The following is a 15,455-nucleotide window of genomic DNA, read 5'->3' on the forward strand; positions in this document are numbered from 1 at the left end:
TTTAGGAATTTTAAATGCTACAACTCAGTTTTAACTTCTTCAGCTGTTCCTTTCTCCGCATCAGCTACTAGCTTTTCAGAAGACTCCTGCTGGAATTTAGCCAGTACTTGTGGGTTTTGCTCCACAAAAGGCTTCTGGCTAGCCAGCCAAGCTTCGTAGTCCTCAGGCTCATCCACAACGATCACGTAGCGCATTGCAAAGTGACCACGACCGCAGATTTCTGTACAGGCCAGCTCATACTTAAAGTCTGGGTTACCTGTCTCAGTAGCCATTTCAGCTGTAGTTTTAGTCGGTACAAACCAGAACTTAGTTGGCATACCTGGCACAGCATCCATCTTAAGACGGAAGTGCGGCATAAACACGCTGTGAATCACATCTCGAGATCTGATCTTCAGTAGCACAGGTTTGCCTTTCGGAACGTGGATTTGAAGCGGGTTGATGATATCATCATGCGAGTTCGGGTCGCTGAAGTCAACACCTAGTTCATTGGTAGCATCAATCAGGCTAGTCTTGGCTACACCAAGCTTGCCATCCTGACCTGGGTAACGAACCATCCAGTTAAACTGCTTACCCACGATTTCCACCACTACAGCGTTATCAGGGGCAGCACTGGTAATTTTTGTCCAGGTTTGCCAGCCACCGAATACCAGCAGGGCCATCACAACAGCTGGAATCAATGTCCAAACAATCTCCAGCTTGTTGTTGTGCGGGTAATAAAAGGCGCGTTTGTTGTCTTTGTGCTGATACTTGTAAGAATAGATGAACAAAAGGATCTGGGTAATCACAAACACAACCCCGATTACTGTCATCGTTGTCCAGAACAGGCTGTCTGTCCATTCTCCGTGCAGTGACGCCAGCGGAAGGTTCATTGTATCCCAGGCATCTACAAACGACCATGCAAATGCCGCACCACCTACTATCAGGAAGAGTAGCAGCAGCGTCCCGTTTACACGGTTGCTAACTTTTGTTGTACCGGCTGCTCGCTCCGTTGATCCTCGGAAAATCGATGCAAGCGTTCCTATCCTGAACAGCAGGTAGAGGATAACCAGTAATAAAATAATGGATAAACCAATGGCGATCGTAATCATTATATAACGCTTTTAGTATAGTCTCTAAACATGATGGTGTACACTCTCCTCCAGGAACGGGTGGTTAACCGGCACTAAAGAAGCTTTAGTGAGTCCTTTCGTGAAGGCCAGCAGGAACACGCCTAAGAACACGAGTGCTGTACCGATCTCGATGAATCCAATACCTGCATCAGTTCGTAATGTGCCTGGCATCATCATCAGGTAGAAGTCAAACCAGTGCCCGATAAGGATGGCAATTGTCACAATTTTCAACATAATCATCTGACGTTTTGCATCTCTTGTCATTAGAACAAGGAACGGGAACACAAAGTTAACAATCAGGTTCGCAAAAAAGATCCAGGCATACTGGCCATTGTTTCCGCTAAGCCTTTCGGTAAAGTAAATTACCTCTTCCGGCATGTTGGCATACCAGTACAGCAGGAACTGAGAGAACCAGATGTAGGTCCAGAAGATGGAGAAAGCGAACACAAATTTACCCAAATCGTGCAGGTGGTTCGCGTTTACCATTTTCAGGTAGCCGTTCTGCTTCAGAATGATTACGGTAAGTGTGATAGCAGCAAGGCCTGATACCCACCAGCTTGCAAATACATACCAGCCAAACATCGTAGAGAACCAGTGCGTGTCAATGGACAGTACCCAGTCCCAAGCTGCAGTTGAAGAAGTAATACCAAAGATTACCAGGAAGATAGCTGAAATACGGATACTCTTATGGTAGTAGTTTGTGCCACCGTTCAAGTCCTCATTGAAGGCCTCTTTTCTAAGCCACATAGAGAACCAAATCCACAGCGCGAAGTAAACAACCATTCTTATCAGGAAGAAGGCTGTGTTCAGGTAGCCTGACTTGCCAGCTATGATTGGGTCATAACGGTCATCATTGATATCATACAGGTAATCGTGTGTCCAGTGGAAGATATCGTGCCCTCCAAACAGGAAAACGATAAGCATTACCCCTGCACCAATTGGCAGGAAGTAGTTTAGCGCTAGCGCAACCCTTTTTATGAGCACTGACCAACCTGCATATGCCACATACTGTACGGCCACGAAGAAGGTACCGATAAGGGCAATACCTGTGAAATAAACGTTATTTAGCCACAAGTTCACGAACAAGCGCTTTGACCATGAGGCAGGCTCATGACCAGCAGCCTCACCGTGACCTGCTCCCCCACCTGCGGCCATAAAAATGATTCCTGCTATAAGTAAAACCACACCTACAGCTATCATTAAGAAAAACTTATTATTCGTTTTTCTGGAAATGATGAGTCTTTCTTCTGTCATTATCCCTTTATTTTATGCCTTAGTCTTAGTTATTAGGAGTTCCGGTTGCAGGATTTTCGGTTCCGGTTTCGGCTGCTTCCTGAGAAGCCTCATCAGAAACGGTTGTGCCTGTTTCCCCTTTTTGTAGTTGCTGTACATACATCACGATCTTCCAGCGCTCTTCAGGGTTTACCTGAGAACCGTGCGGTAGCATACGGCCTCTGCCATATGTGATAACATGATAAAGATGTCCGGCTGGAAGTTCAGCAACACGACCGGCAGTATAGGATGGCACACCTTTGAACTTTTGCCCTACCAGGCCTTGTCCATCTCCCTCAGCACCATGGCAAGGGGAGCAGAAGCGTGTATACAATACCTTGCCTTCGGCGAGGTTTTCGGAAGTTGCCGCTAAGGGGTTCTTTAGCTCTACACCTGCAGTTTCGGCATTGTCCTCAGATAAGTATACGTTGTACCCTTGCTTCCCACGCGCGATGGTGCCTTTCACAGGCTCGCGCATGTTCATGCCGGCTGGGTTAAACTTATTCTCCTTAATCTGTGAATAAGGATCCAACGGAACAGAGTGGTACATGTCCGGGGCAAATTCTAGCCCTGGATCTTGATCATTACTGCAGGAAATGAGCACTGCAGCAGAGAAAAGTATGGCGGAGGCTTTAAAGCCAGTGTTTATGAATCTTTTCATTATTTTACTACCTCCTTCTCATTAACCTCAATAGCACCGTTAGAGCGAAGAAGGTCATTCAGAGCAGCCACATCGGTCTCCCCTTCCTTAACTTCTATTGCCATCACAAACTTGTCGTCTGTAGAGCGCTTGTCAAAAACGTTTACTTTCATTGAGGGCTTCAGCTTGGACACGATAAAGAATGTGATTACCATGCCAAAAGCACTGAAGAGTACTGTCAATTCGAACGTTACCGGGATGAACGATGGCAGTGCAATATGCGGCTTACCGCCAATGATCATCGGCCAGTCAAAGCCCATCATCCAGATTTGCATCCACAAAGCGAAAGACATACCCGTAAGGCCTGCAAAGAAAGCCACAATCGGCAGCCTTGAGCGCTTAATGCCTAACACATCGTCAATGCCGTGCACAGGGAAGGGAGAAAATACGTCGTAAATTTTTGTACCGCCTGCGCGGATGTTTTCGATGGCTGTCAGCAGCACATCTTCATCATCATAAATACCTAGAATAAACTTTTTATTCATTGTGATGTGTATTAGAGTTCAAATCCTTGTCAGTGGCATGCATCGTAGCGGCTTTTTTCGGGTATTTCACGTCCGAAGAAGATTTCAGGATGTGCTTCACCTCCGCCATGTTGATCACCGGGAAATACTTACAGAACAGCAGGAACAGCGTAAAGAACAGTCCGATAGTGCCCACATATACCCCAATATCGATGATAGTTGGTGAGAACATTGCCCAGGATGATGGCAGGTAGTCTCTGTGAAGCGAGGTTACGATAATCACGAAACGCTCGAACCACATACCGATGTTTACGAAGATGGAGATAATGAAGGTAGCGGTCAGGCTTCTTCTGATTTTTCTGAACCAGAAGAGCTGAGGTGTAATTACGTTACAGGTCATCATTGACCAATAAGCCCACCAGTAAGGACCGAAAGCACGGTTGATGAAGGCATACTGCTCATACTCTACACCTGAGTACCATGCAATGAAGAACTCAGTTGTATAGGCAATACCCACAATAGAACCTGTCAGGATAATTACCTTGTTCATGGACTCTACGTGCTCCAGTGTGATATAGTCTTCCAGGTAGAATACCTTTCTGGTGATGATCATCAGGGTGAGTACCATCGCAAAACCAGAGAAGATCGCACCAGCCACGAAGTATGGAGGGAAGATGGTAGTGTGCCATCCCGGAATCACAGAAGTTGCAAAGTCAAACGATACAATAGTGTGTACTGAAAGTACCAGAGGAGTGGCAAGGCCAGCCAGAATCAGGGACACAGTCTCGTAGCGAGACCAGTGCTTGGCAGAACCAGTCCAGCCGAAGGATAAGAGTGCATAGGCTCTTCTGGCGATAGGACCGGTTGCTCTGTCCCGGATGGTGGCAAAATCTGGAATCAGGCCGATGTACCAGAATACAAGCGATACGGAGAAGTATGTTGAAATCGCGAATACGTCCCAGAGAAGCGGCGAGTTAAAGTTAACCCACAGTGAGCCGAACGTGTTTGGCAGCGGGAGTACCCAGTAAGCCAACCACGGGCGGCCCATGTGCAGCACAGGGAACATCGCGGCGCATATTACGGCGAAGATTGTCATCGCCTCAGCTGCACGGTTAATGGAAGTTCTCCACTTCTGACGGAACAGCAAAAGGATAGCTGAGATCAGTGTACCGGCGTGACCGATACCTACCCACCACACGAAATTGGTGATATCCCATGCCCAACCTACTGTTTTGTTCAAACCCCATTCACCGATACCATACCAAAGTGTGCGGTATACAGAGTAGATAAATATAGCTAAGCCAACCAGTGCAACGGCAAGGGCAGCCGCCCAACGTACGTTGGGCTTGGCCTCCACCTGTCTGCAGACATCTTCCGTGATGTCGTGGTATGTTTTACCCCCCGTTACCAGAGGCTCTCTTATCGGAGATACATGCTGCATAAAGCTCTCAGTATTTAATGTTAAGCTAAGTTTCTAATTTTAGTCAGGTATGTGATGTTCGGCTGAACGTTCAGTTCTTCCAATACGTGGAAGGCACGCTCACCCTGCTGGCGAGCCAATATCTTAGAGATACGGCTTTCAGGGTCCTTCATGTCACCGAACACGATTGCCTCAGTAGGGCAAGACTGTGCACAGGCCGTCACGATTTCACCGTCTTTCGGTCTTCTGTTCTCGCGTTTTGCCTCCAGCTTGCCTAACTGCACACGCTGCACGCAGAAAGAGCATTTCTCCATTACACCTCTGCCACGCACCGTAACATCCGGGTTTAGTACCATCTTACCAAGGTCGTTGTTCATTGGCTCGTTAAAACCGAACTTATCGTTGTTGGCATAAGCAAACCAGTTGAAACGACGCACTTTATAAGGGCAGTTGTTTGCGCAGTAACGTGTACCTACGCAGCGGTTGTAAGCCATCTGGTTGATACCTTCTGAGCTGTGCATGGTAGCGGCAACAGGGCACACCGTCTCGCATGGCGCGTGGTTACAGTGCTGGCAAAGCATCGGCTGAAAGATAACGGTTGGGTTATCGGCCGGGTGCTCCATCTCAGCGTAATCCTTTGGCTCATGCTCCTTGGCACTGTAGTATCTGTCAATGCGCATCCAGTGCATCTCACGACGCATCAGCACTTCGGCTTTGCCTACCACCGGAATGTTGTTCTCCACGTTACAGCTCATCGTACAGGCACCACATCCGATACAGGAGTTCAGGTCGATGACCATGCCCCAGTGGTGGTTCTTGTACTCGTAGTCATCCCAAAGGGAGATAGTAGCCGGTTTTACTGGCCCCTCGTGTGTGGCAATGCGCACATACTCAGTTACCTCTTTCGGGTTTTCCTTATAATTAGCAAACGTGTTCTCCTGCACCACAATGCGGCCCATTACAGTATGGTGCGTCTGGGTCTGTGCAATAGGAGAAGTAGCGTTTGTTTTTTCAAGCTTAACGCCGCTTGTATACAATACAGCACCGTTATTTACCGTTGCTATACTATAGGCGTTGGCGCCCAAGCCTTTTGCAACAGGCATCGCATCCAGGTCACGGCCAAAGCCCATGGCGATTGCCACCGTGCCGTTTGCCTGTCCTGGCTGGATAAGAGCTGGCAATTCTATGCTTTCGTTGTTTGCGAAAGTAACTTTCAGCACATCATCCTGTCTAACACCCATTTCTTCAGCCATCAGGCGCGGCATCGCCACGTAGTTGCCCCAGGTAGCCTTAGAAACCGGATCCGGAAGCTCTTGTAACCATGGGTTGTTGGAGTTCTCACCTCCAGCACCCATTGCCACTTTCTCGTATACTACGGCCTCAATGGCAGATGGCTGTACTTTTCTGATTCCGCTTGGTGCCGTTGTAGCTGGTGCGCTTACTTTAAGCAAGCTAGTGCCATTCTCCAAAACGCCATCGTGCACGGCTTTTTCCCATCCTTCGTTAAAGTTTCCGCTGATAACCGTTCTCCAGTTACTGCGCATGTACTCGTAGAAGTCGGTGCTTTGGTTGCTCCAGGCCAGCAGGCTGTCCTGCATCTGGCGCGTTGTAAAGATTGGGCTGATTACCGGCTGAGAAATGCTCAGGAAGCCTCTCTTCGGCTCAAAATCGTTCCAGGACTCCAGGTAATGGTGGTCTGGCGTTACGAAGTCAGCCAGTTTAGCTGTCTCGTCTACTCTATCTGCAAAAGAAACTTTCAGACCTACTTTCTGTAAGCCGGAAGCTACCCTGGCAGCTAGCGGGTGGTTGTAAACAGGGTTAGCATTGTAGAAGAACACAGCACCTATGGAGCCGGCATTCATTTCTTCAATCAAACGCAGCATCGCTGCATCGTTACCTTGCTTCACATAGTATGGAGCAGCAGTATCGATGGTAGCACCTTCGGCGCCAATGGCTGTGTTGATAGCCTTCACCAGCTCCTGAACACCCGGATCATTCGAGCCGCAGACTACCAGTGCTTTGCCTTTGTTTGCCTGCAGGTCTTTAACAACAGAAGTCAGTAACTTGGCATCCACAGCAGTTCCTGAGGCGGAACCTCCACCTGTTACCGCGTTGTGAAGTGCAGACACGAGGGCTGCCTCCTCAGACGGCTTGATAGGCACGCGCACATCAGCGTTAGAACCAGTGAGCGACAGGATTGTCTCAAACTGGTAGTGGCGCGACATTGCCGGGTTGTCAGGGTTAATCTTTCTTGTCTCGATGTATTGCTTTGCAAACGGAACCGGAGCTACCCAAGTACCCAGGAAGTCAGCGTTGATGCCTACAATGATGTTGGCTTTGCTGAAATCATACCCTGGGATAACACCGCCGTTAGCCTGCAGCAGGCCGGAAGCAGAGTTAACATCAAAGGTAACGTGCTCAAAGTTGCCGAAGCGTGAGCCGAACTCATCGATAAGTTTTTTAGTGGATGGGCTGATGATAGTAGACGACACGAAAGCCACTTTGCCGTTCACATTGGCAAGGCGTGACTTAATCTGATTGTCTACATCCTCCCATTTCGCCTCTTTACCAGCAATCAGCGGGTAGCGCAGACGGTTTGTATCGTACAGACCAAGCAGAGAGCCTTGCGCCTTTGGGCTTGTTCCCAGTGGTGTAAGTCCTGAGCTTGGGTTTGGTTCAATTTTGATTGGACGAGCTTCACGGGTCTTAACCAGGATGCTGTTGTAGTCTCCGCCTTGGTAGAACGTAGAAGCATACCAGTTGGCAACACCTGGCTCAACGTCAACAGGCTTGTTAAGGTATGGGATTGCCTTACGCACCGGAGCCTCACAAGAAGCCAGTGACACGGCTGCCATACTAAAGCCCAGCAGTTTTAAGAAGTCACGGCGGTGAGTTTTTCCGCTTGAAGCAGATTCTCCCCCCTCCGCTCCATTGATCGGCAGGAATTCTGGAAACTCGTTATGAGCATGCTTTTCGAATTCAGGAGTGTTTTCCAACTCCTCAATTCCTTTCCAGTATTTTATTCTGTCTTGCATATTATATCTAGAAAACTCGAATGCTTAAATAAATGGATATTGATTAGTAGTGGCACTTAGAACACTCCGAGCCACCGTTAGAGGACACCGTGAAGGCTCCTTTAGAAGATGATTCGTGCAGCTCTACCAGCTTGTCGTAGTAGCCGTTACCCTCTGTGTTCAGTGGCGTCTCGCGGTGACAGTCTATACACCAGCCCATGGTGAGTGGAGAATACTGGTAAACCACATCCATTTCCTGGATTGGGCCGTGGCAGGTCTGGCACTCTACACCACCCACCTGCGTGTGCTGCGAGTGGTTGAAGTAAGCCAGGTCCGGCAGGTTGTGGATACGAACCCACTGAATTGGCTCGTTGCGCTCAATGGCTCTGTAAATCTTCTGAATCTCAGCAGACTCTGTTTTAACCTGGCTGTGGCAGTTCATACAGATGTTTGCAGAAGGAATGCTGGCGCTTTTGCTCTCGTATACTGTCGTGTGGCAGTAGTTACAGTCAATCTGGTGCTCACCTGCGTGCAGTTTGTGCGAGAAAGCGATTGGCTGCTTCGGCGCATATCCTTGCTGTATACCAATACCCATTGTTTTCTCAATGGTCAGATCCAGCAACACCACCACAAAGATCAGCACTACAAGCGTGCGAACTGCGTTAGACTTATATACCTTAGAGAAATCAAAGCGTTGGTTAACTACCTCAGCATCATACTCGTTCAGTTGACGGTTCTTGTTCAGGTAGTTCTTCAGAAGGGAAGTTATCAGAAGCAGTGTTACCACCAGCACAATCAGCACGATAATCAGCACCACCAGCACGATATCCAGGTAACCGCCTATAGCGCCTACAGCATCCGTACCTACGTTCTCTCCGGCAACAGCGCCCTCTGGTCCGGCAACAGGCGCAGACACGGCACCCTTACCTGAATCGATATAAGCGAAGATGGACTTAATCTCGTCATCAGAGAAGGCAAACGAAGGCATCGCCTGCTTGTTAAACTCATTGTAGATAGCCACCGCGTCAGCGTCGCCTGACTGGATAAGGGCTTGAGAGTTTTTCGTCCAACTGATCAACCATGACTCGCTGCGTTTCTTTGTCACACCCTGCAAGCCTGGGCCTACAATCACGTCGCTACCAGCAGAGTGGCAAACGGCACAGTTGTTCTTAAAAAGCGCCTCGCCTGCCGAGATCACCGCCGGATCCCCGGTCGTCACTTCCGCACCTTCGGTAGCACCAGGGTCTACACCTTTCTGGGCCACCTCAGCCTGTTCACTTGCCTGTGCAAACGCACCGAACGAAACCACCAGGGCTAACAGGAAGGTGTACAAAATTTTGGATTGAGTTTTAAGTATACAGCTAATCATAGCCAAGATCACTTGTGTTTAGTATATGATATGGTGAATTTACTTTACGGGCACAAATCTACTATGCGAATTCCATTATTCAAACAGAATAAGGTTATTATTTGCCCTTGGCTGCTGCACCCCCTTTTTACTCCAGCACCGACCCCTAAAAACCAATTTTTACACTGATTCAGGCATTTTTATTTATAATCATTCTAAATAAACCAGGTTTTCTGCGACTAAGCATCGGATTAAAAAATCAATATTTATATTTAAATAAATACAAATAAAGGATATTTCAGATCACCCTTAGCTCGTTTACTTTATTAATTAATTTATTGCACTATTTTGCTATAGCTTTATTCTTCCGACACTATTCTGCTCTATAAAATTTGCATCTTGGATAAAGCTACATTATATTAATTACATAGGGCTTACAACATCCTCTGCTTCGCTTACCTGAAGGGCTCTATACTTTACTTAATAAATAATAGTGCCTATTGATTTTTTAAAATAAGCGGCTTACCTTTGCAGGCTAAATTTATAACCATAAATCGAACCGATGGAATTGAGAAATTACGAAACTGTCTTCATTCTGACTCCGTTGCTCAACGAGACTCAGATGCAGGAAACGGTCGAGAAGTTCAGAGAGGTGCTAAAGGAAAATGGCGCCGACATTATCCACGAAGAAAACTGGGGTCTTCGTAAATTGGCTTACCCAATCCAGAAGAAGTCTACAGGCTTCTATCACCTGATCGAGTTCAAAGCGCCTACTAACGTAGTTGACGCGCTGGAACTGGCTTATCGCCGTGATGAAAAAGTAGTTCGTTTCTTGACAACCGCCCTTGATAAGCACGCAGTGACTTACAACGAGCGCAGAAGAAACGGCGAGTTCAAATCACAAGCTAAAAAAGAGGAGGTTAAAGGATAATGAGCTTAGTTAACGAAAAAGTCCACAAACAAGAGAACCGTCAGAAATACTGCCGTTTCAAAAAGAGCGGTATCAAGTATATCGACTACAAGGATGGTAACTTCCTGCTGAAGTTCGTGAACGAGCAGGGTAAGATCCTTCCAAGAAGACTTACAGGCACTAGCCTGAAGTTCCAGCGCAAAGTGTCTCAGGCAGTTGCCAGAGCAAGACACCTTGCCATTTTACCTTATGTAACGGATTCTTTAAAATAAGGAGGTCAGACGATGGAAGTAATACTGAAAGATGACGTTAAAGGCCTCGGCTATAAAAACGATATTGTTGACGTAAAGCCTGGTTATGGCCGTAACTACCTGATCCCACAGGGTCTGGCTGTTATCGCTGACAAATCAAGCAAAAAAGTAGTAGCTGAAAACATCCGTCAGGCTGCTCACAAAGCTGAGAAAATCCAGAACGACGCGCAGGAACTGGCTAACAGCATCGGCGACATCACGCTTGAGCTTCCTGCTAAAGTGGGTGAAACTGGTAAGATTTTCGGTTCTGTAACTACACTGCAGCTTTCTGAGGCTCTGAAAGCCAAAGGCTTTGATGTAGACCGTAAGCGTATCTCTTTCGACCAGGACGTGAAGTCTGCCGGCGAGTATACTGCTACCCTGAGCCTGCACAAAGAGGTGAAGCACCAAGTAAAATTCAACGTAGTTGCTGAATAAGCCTGCTTGAACATACTGTATGGAAAGCGTCCTGCCCCGAAAAGGCAGGACGCTTTTTTTGTGCGCTCAAGTATAAGATACCCGGCAATTAAAGGGCCTAGGGTAGTTGCGATCATAAAGAGCAGAAGTGATTTATACTTTGTAATTCCGAAAAATCTGGAATCACGTAATCTTAAAAACCCCGGTCCGTTTCATAATATCAAAAAGTCTTTTCTCTTTTGTCCTTTGTTCCTTGTCCCATACTCCTTTGTCAAATTAAGCCATGTTCCGAACCGAAGTCGAGGTATCCCGCTCCCCTTTGAACCTTGGCCTGCAGCAACCGGTGCTGACCATGGGCTCCTGCTTTGCTGAGGTAATCGGCGCGAAGCTGCAACAGTACAAGGTCGAGGCACTGGTCAATCCTTTCGGCACCATCTTCAACCCTGTGTCGGTAAGCTTGCTGCTGCAAGCCGCGGCGGGCAAGCCCTATGCTTTTGAGGAGCACCTGGTGCAGCAAAACGGCATCTGGTACGCCTACGACCTGCACTCCTCCCTCTCCAGCCCCAGCAAAGAAGCGCTGCTACAGAACGTACAGGAGCGGCTTCAGCAAACAAACCAGTACCTGCAAAATGCTTCGTTGCTTATCATCACCTTAGGCACCGCCATTGCTTACCGGCTGCAGGAAAGCGGCAAACTGGTCGCCAACTGCCACAAGCTGCCCGCCTCCAACTTCACGCGCGAACTGCTGACGGTGGAGGAAATGAAAGCCGCTTTTGGGCAAATGCTGGCACAGCTCAAACAGGTAAACCCAGGTATGAAAGTACTGCTTACGGTAAGTCCGGTGCGCCATATAAAAGAGACGATAGAGCTTAACAGCGTGAGCAAGGCCAGCCTACGGGTGCTTTGCCACCAGCTGCAGCAGGAACATGAGCAGGTTTTATACTTTCCGGCCTACGAAATCATGATGGATGACCTGCGGGATTACCGGTTCTACAAGGAAGACATGCTGCACCCGACATCAGTGGCTGAGGACTACATCTGGCAGAAATTTGTGGATGCCTATTATGCACCAGAGTTCCGCCAGTTTATGGGGCTATGGGAGAAAATGCAGCGTGCCGTGGCGCACAGGCCGTTTCACCCGCAGTCGGAGGGGCACCAGCAATTTCTGAGAAACACGCTGAACCAGCTGGAGACACTGCGCCACCAGTACCACATCGACACCAGCCTGGAGGCAGAAATACTTCAAAAACAGCTCCTGCCCTAGCCACAAAGGCCTTCGGGACACCTTTGCCGGCCAGGCCCGTACATTAATCCTGTGACCGGGCCAAGGCCACAGACGTTTCTACGATAGTCTATTTATACTTTGCTACCATACTCCTGCAAAGTATAAAGTCTATACTTTCCGGCCTTGCTAAAGTATAGCCAAGCCGCTGTGCCTCCCGCTTAACCCTTAGAGCCATGACAGGAAACAAGAAAGCCAACCGACTGATACACGAGAGCAGCCCCTACTTGCTGCAGCACGCCCATAACCCCGTGGACTGGTACCCTTGGGGAGAGGAGGCGCTGCAGAAGGCAAAGCAGGAGGACAAGCCTATTTTAGTAAGTATAGGATATGCCGCCTGCCATTGGTGCCACGTGATGGAACGCGAAGCCTTTGAGCAAAAAAGTATAGCCGAGCTCATGAACAGCCACTTTGTCTGCATAAAAGTGGACCGGGAGGAGCGCCCTGATGTGGATGCTGTATACATGGACGCTATCAGTGCGATGGCCCTGCAGGGCGGCTGGCCGCTAAACGTGTTCCTGACTCCGGAGGCGAAACCTTTCTACGGCGGCACCTACTTTCCGCCCAAGCAGTGGAAAGAACTGCTCGGCAGCATTGCCGAGGCCTACACCAGCCACCGGCAGGAACTGGACGAGTCGGCGGAGCAGTTTGCCGACCACCTGAACCAGAACGAGCTGGCAAAGTATGGCCTGCAGCAAAAGAACTACCATGTGCGCGAGGATGACTTCAAGCTAATCGGGCATAACCTGAGCAGGAACTTTGATAAAAAGAACGGCGGCCTGGGCAGCGCGCCCAAGTTCCCGATGCCTGTGAATTACCTCTTCCTGCTGCGCTACCATCACCACAGCAGCGATCAAACCATCCTCAACCATATTAACCTTACCCTTCGCAAGATGGCCTATGGCGGCATCTATGACCAGGTTGGCGGCGGCTTTGCGCGCTACTCGGTGGATGAGGAGTGGCTGGTGCCGCACTTCGAGAAGATGCTCTACGACAATGCCCAGTTGGTGAGTTTATACGCCGAAGCTTACCAGGCTACCCGGGAGTCGCTGTACCACGATGTGGTGTACCAGACCATCGCCTTTCTGGAGCGCGAACTAATGAGCGGGGAAGGCGGCTTCTACTCCTCCCTCGATGCCGACAGCGAAGGCGAGGAAGGCAGGTTCTATACTTTTACTAAAGATGAGCTGCAAGAACTGCTGGGCGACGAGGAACCGCTTTTCTCCAAGTACTACCACGCCACCGTGACAGGCAACTTTGAGCACGGCCGTAACATCCTCTACCGCCGCATCCCCGACGAGAAGTTTGCCAAAGAGAACGAGTTGGAGCAGGATGTACTGGAGGAAATGGTGACTACCTGGAAGGAGAAACTGATGGAGGTGCGTGCCCACCGCGTGCGTCCGGCACTGGATGACAAGGTGCTGACCTCCTGGAACGCGCTGATGCTGAAGGGGCTTGCCGATGCTTACCTCGTGTTCGGCAACAAGCACTTCCTGGAGCTGGCCCTCCAAAACGCGCGGTTTATACTTGCCAACATGAAAAAGGGCGACAAGCTGTACCATACTTACAAGGCTGGCAAGGCAAGCGTAGACGGCTTCCTGGACGATTATGCGTTCCTGACAAGGGCGCTGCTGCGCCTGTACGAGGTTACGTTTGAGGAGCAGTGGCTGCTGGAGGCCAAGCGCCTGACAGATTATACTTTGGAGAACTTCTTTGACGAAACGGAAGGTTTGTTCTTCTACACAGATAAGACAGGCGAGCAACTGATAGCCCGCAAGAAAGAAATTCTGGACAACGTGGTTCCGTCGTCCAACTCGGTGATGGCTACCAACCTGCACCTGCTGGGTTTATACTTTGATGAGGATCGTTATACTTCCCTCTCCGACGACATGCTGGCCAGCGTGAAGGAACTGCTGCTCAAGGAGCCCTCGCATATGGGCAACTGGGCTTCTTTATACTTCCATAAGCTCACACCTACCGCCGAGGTGGTGATTGTGGGTCCGGAGGCACCGGAGATGCGTGCCGAGCTTACCTCCTTCTACACCCCAAACATCATCCTGGCAGGCGCTACAGCCGAAGACAAAACAGACATTCCGCTGCTGGAGCACAGAACCGCTATCAACGGAAAAACAACCGTGTATGTCTGTTATAACAGAACCTGTCAGCTGCCGGTGCACACGGCCGCGGAGGCGTTGAAACAGATGCAGGGCGCCGAGCCGCAGCCTAAGTTCCCTTCGTTGTAAGCTATACAGGCGATGAGGAACAGTCCCGGCTCATCGCCTGTATAGCTTATAAATTACTCATAATCCGCACCATTTCGTCTATCTCCTCCCGGCTGGCCAAGCGCGCCTTTTCTGACCGGCCGTAGCCCACTTCCAGCTCGCCGGCCGAAATACGCTTCATAATGCTATCGGCAAACTCATCTACCGGCACGCCCATGGTATGAATGCCAGCTCCTCCTAGATCAGTATCTACCGCAGGCGGCACAATTTCGATGACTTTTATACTTGTTTGGGCCAGCTCATGCCGCAGCGTCATGGTGAAGGAGTGGATGGCGGCTTTGGTGGCACTGTAGACCGAGGCGAACGTGCCCGGTGTAAATGCCAGCCCTGAAGACACGTTGATGATGGCGGCCTGCACCTGTTGCTGCAGGTGTGGAATAAAGAGCGCCGACAAGTGAATAGGCGCTTCCACATTAATGGCTATCTCCTGCCTGCGCACCGGCCAGGGCTCCTTGTCTTCCAAAAAACTTCCCCTCCGCTGGATGCCCGCGTTGTTGACCAGCACATTCAGCCTCGGAAACGCCTTCGTTGCCCATTCGAATAGCTCCACACGCTGTGCTTCCTCTGCCACATCGCATACCCTGATGTGCAGCGCCGGGTGTTTCCGCTGGGCTTCCTGCAGCTTCTCTTCCCTCCTGCCACAAATAATCACTTCACTTCCTGCTTTCAGGAAGCGCTCGGCCAGGGCAAAGCCTATCCCAGTGGCGCCCCCTGTTATCAGTACTGTATTTCCGCCTAAATTCATACTTTCTCCTTCCTGTTCTGCCCTTTTTGCTGAGCATAACTTTGTTGTAACACGTAACTTATCCCCAATTTGTACTCCTTTTCCGCCGGATAGGGTGCCCAGACGTTAGGAAATCTGTTTATAGTTTAAACTCCTATCTGGCTATACTTCCCTTTGTGACTCTGAATGCTTAAATTACGTGCTGAAACCAACTAATCTTCAA

General features: G+C 49.3%; 13 protein-coding genes. 5 read left to right on the top strand and 8 right to left on the bottom strand.

All coding sequences use genetic code 11. From position 1 onward, the window contains the following. Nucleotides 1-17 precede the first annotated feature (17 nt). The 7 genes from BM040_RS18410 to BM040_RS18440 are packed head-to-tail and all read right to left on the bottom strand — an operon-like array spanning nucleotide 18 to nucleotide 9,312. Complete coding sequence (locus tag BM040_RS18410) at nucleotides 18-1,088, bottom strand: cytochrome c oxidase subunit II (RefSeq protein ID WP_092104646.1); 1,071 nt, start codon at nucleotides 1,086-1,088, stop codon at nucleotides 18-20. A 24-nt stretch (nucleotides 1,089-1,112) separates the two neighbouring features. After that, complete coding sequence (locus BM040_RS18415) at nucleotides 1,113-2,363, bottom strand: quinol:cytochrome C oxidoreductase (protein WP_092104648.1); 1,251 nt, start codon at nucleotides 2,361-2,363, stop codon at nucleotides 1,113-1,115. A 25-nt stretch (nucleotides 2,364-2,388) separates the two neighbouring features. Next, complete coding sequence (locus BM040_RS18420; RefSeq protein WP_092104650.1) at nucleotides 2,389-3,042, bottom strand: c-type cytochrome; 654 nt, start codon at nucleotides 3,040-3,042, stop codon at nucleotides 2,389-2,391. Then, a complete protein-coding gene (locus tag BM040_RS18425; protein ID WP_092104652.1) occupies nucleotides 3,042-3,566 on the bottom strand; it encodes a DUF3341 domain-containing protein in 525 nt (174 codons plus the stop codon). The genes BM040_RS18420 and BM040_RS18425 overlap by 1 nt, the downstream gene beginning before the upstream one ends. After that, a complete protein-coding gene (nrfD, locus tag BM040_RS18430) occupies nucleotides 3,559-4,986 on the bottom strand; it encodes an NrfD/PsrC family molybdoenzyme membrane anchor subunit (protein WP_092104654.1) in 1,428 nt (475 codons plus the stop codon). Before nrfD ends, BM040_RS18425 begins: the two co-directional genes overlap by 8 nt. A gap of 20 nt (nucleotides 4,987-5,006) precedes the next feature. Then, a complete protein-coding gene (locus tag BM040_RS18435; RefSeq protein ID WP_092104656.1) occupies nucleotides 5,007-8,000 on the bottom strand; it encodes a TAT-variant-translocated molybdopterin oxidoreductase in 2,994 nt (997 codons plus the stop codon). A 43-nt stretch (nucleotides 8,001-8,043) separates the two neighbouring features. Further along, entirely contained in the window at nucleotides 8,044-9,312 is a 1,269-nt protein-coding gene (locus BM040_RS18440; RefSeq protein WP_245756296.1) for a c-type cytochrome, read from the bottom strand. Nucleotides 9,313-9,889: 577 nt separating this feature from the next. Here BM040_RS18440 and rpsF point away from each other — a divergent pair. The 5 genes from rpsF to BM040_RS18465 all read left to right on the top strand — a co-directional run bounded on the left by rpsF (nucleotide 9,890) and on the right by BM040_RS18465 (nucleotide 14,469). After that, nucleotides 9,890-10,258 (top strand): 30S ribosomal protein S6, encoded by a 369-nt coding sequence (gene rpsF / locus BM040_RS18445; RefSeq protein WP_092104661.1) that lies wholly within the window; start codon nucleotides 9,890-9,892, stop codon nucleotides 10,256-10,258. Continuing rightward, nucleotides 10,258-10,509 carry a 30S ribosomal protein S18 gene (gene rpsR / locus BM040_RS18450; RefSeq protein WP_092104663.1) on the top strand — a complete coding sequence of 84 codons (252 nt, stop codon included), beginning with the start codon at nucleotides 10,258-10,260 and terminating at the stop codon, nucleotides 10,507-10,509. Before rpsF ends, rpsR begins: the two co-directional genes overlap by 1 nt. 12 nt (nucleotides 10,510-10,521) lie before the next feature. After that, nucleotides 10,522-10,965, top strand: a complete 444-nt coding sequence (rplI, locus tag BM040_RS18455) for a 50S ribosomal protein L9 (protein ID WP_092104665.1) — start codon at nucleotides 10,522-10,524, stop codon at nucleotides 10,963-10,965. A gap of 262 nt (nucleotides 10,966-11,227) precedes the next feature. Beyond that, nucleotides 11,228-12,208, top strand: a complete 981-nt coding sequence (locus BM040_RS18460) for a GSCFA domain-containing protein (protein ID WP_092104667.1) — start codon at nucleotides 11,228-11,230, stop codon at nucleotides 12,206-12,208. A 194-nt stretch (nucleotides 12,209-12,402) separates the two neighbouring features. Further along, nucleotides 12,403-14,469: a thioredoxin domain-containing protein gene (locus tag BM040_RS18465; RefSeq protein WP_092104669.1), complete on the top strand. Its 2,067-nt coding sequence runs from the start codon at nucleotides 12,403-12,405 to the stop codon at nucleotides 14,467-14,469. Between the two features lie 46 nt (nucleotides 14,470-14,515). Here BM040_RS18465 and BM040_RS18470 read toward each other — a convergent pair whose 3' ends face one another. After that, complete coding sequence (locus tag BM040_RS18470; protein WP_092104671.1) at nucleotides 14,516-15,253, bottom strand: SDR family oxidoreductase; 738 nt, start codon at nucleotides 15,251-15,253, stop codon at nucleotides 14,516-14,518. Nucleotides 15,254-15,455: the final 202 nt, after the last annotated feature.

The organism is Pontibacter chinhatensis (genome assembly GCF_900113285.1).
Taxonomy (GTDB): Bacteria; Bacteroidota; Bacteroidia; order Cytophagales; family Hymenobacteraceae; genus Pontibacter; species Pontibacter chinhatensis.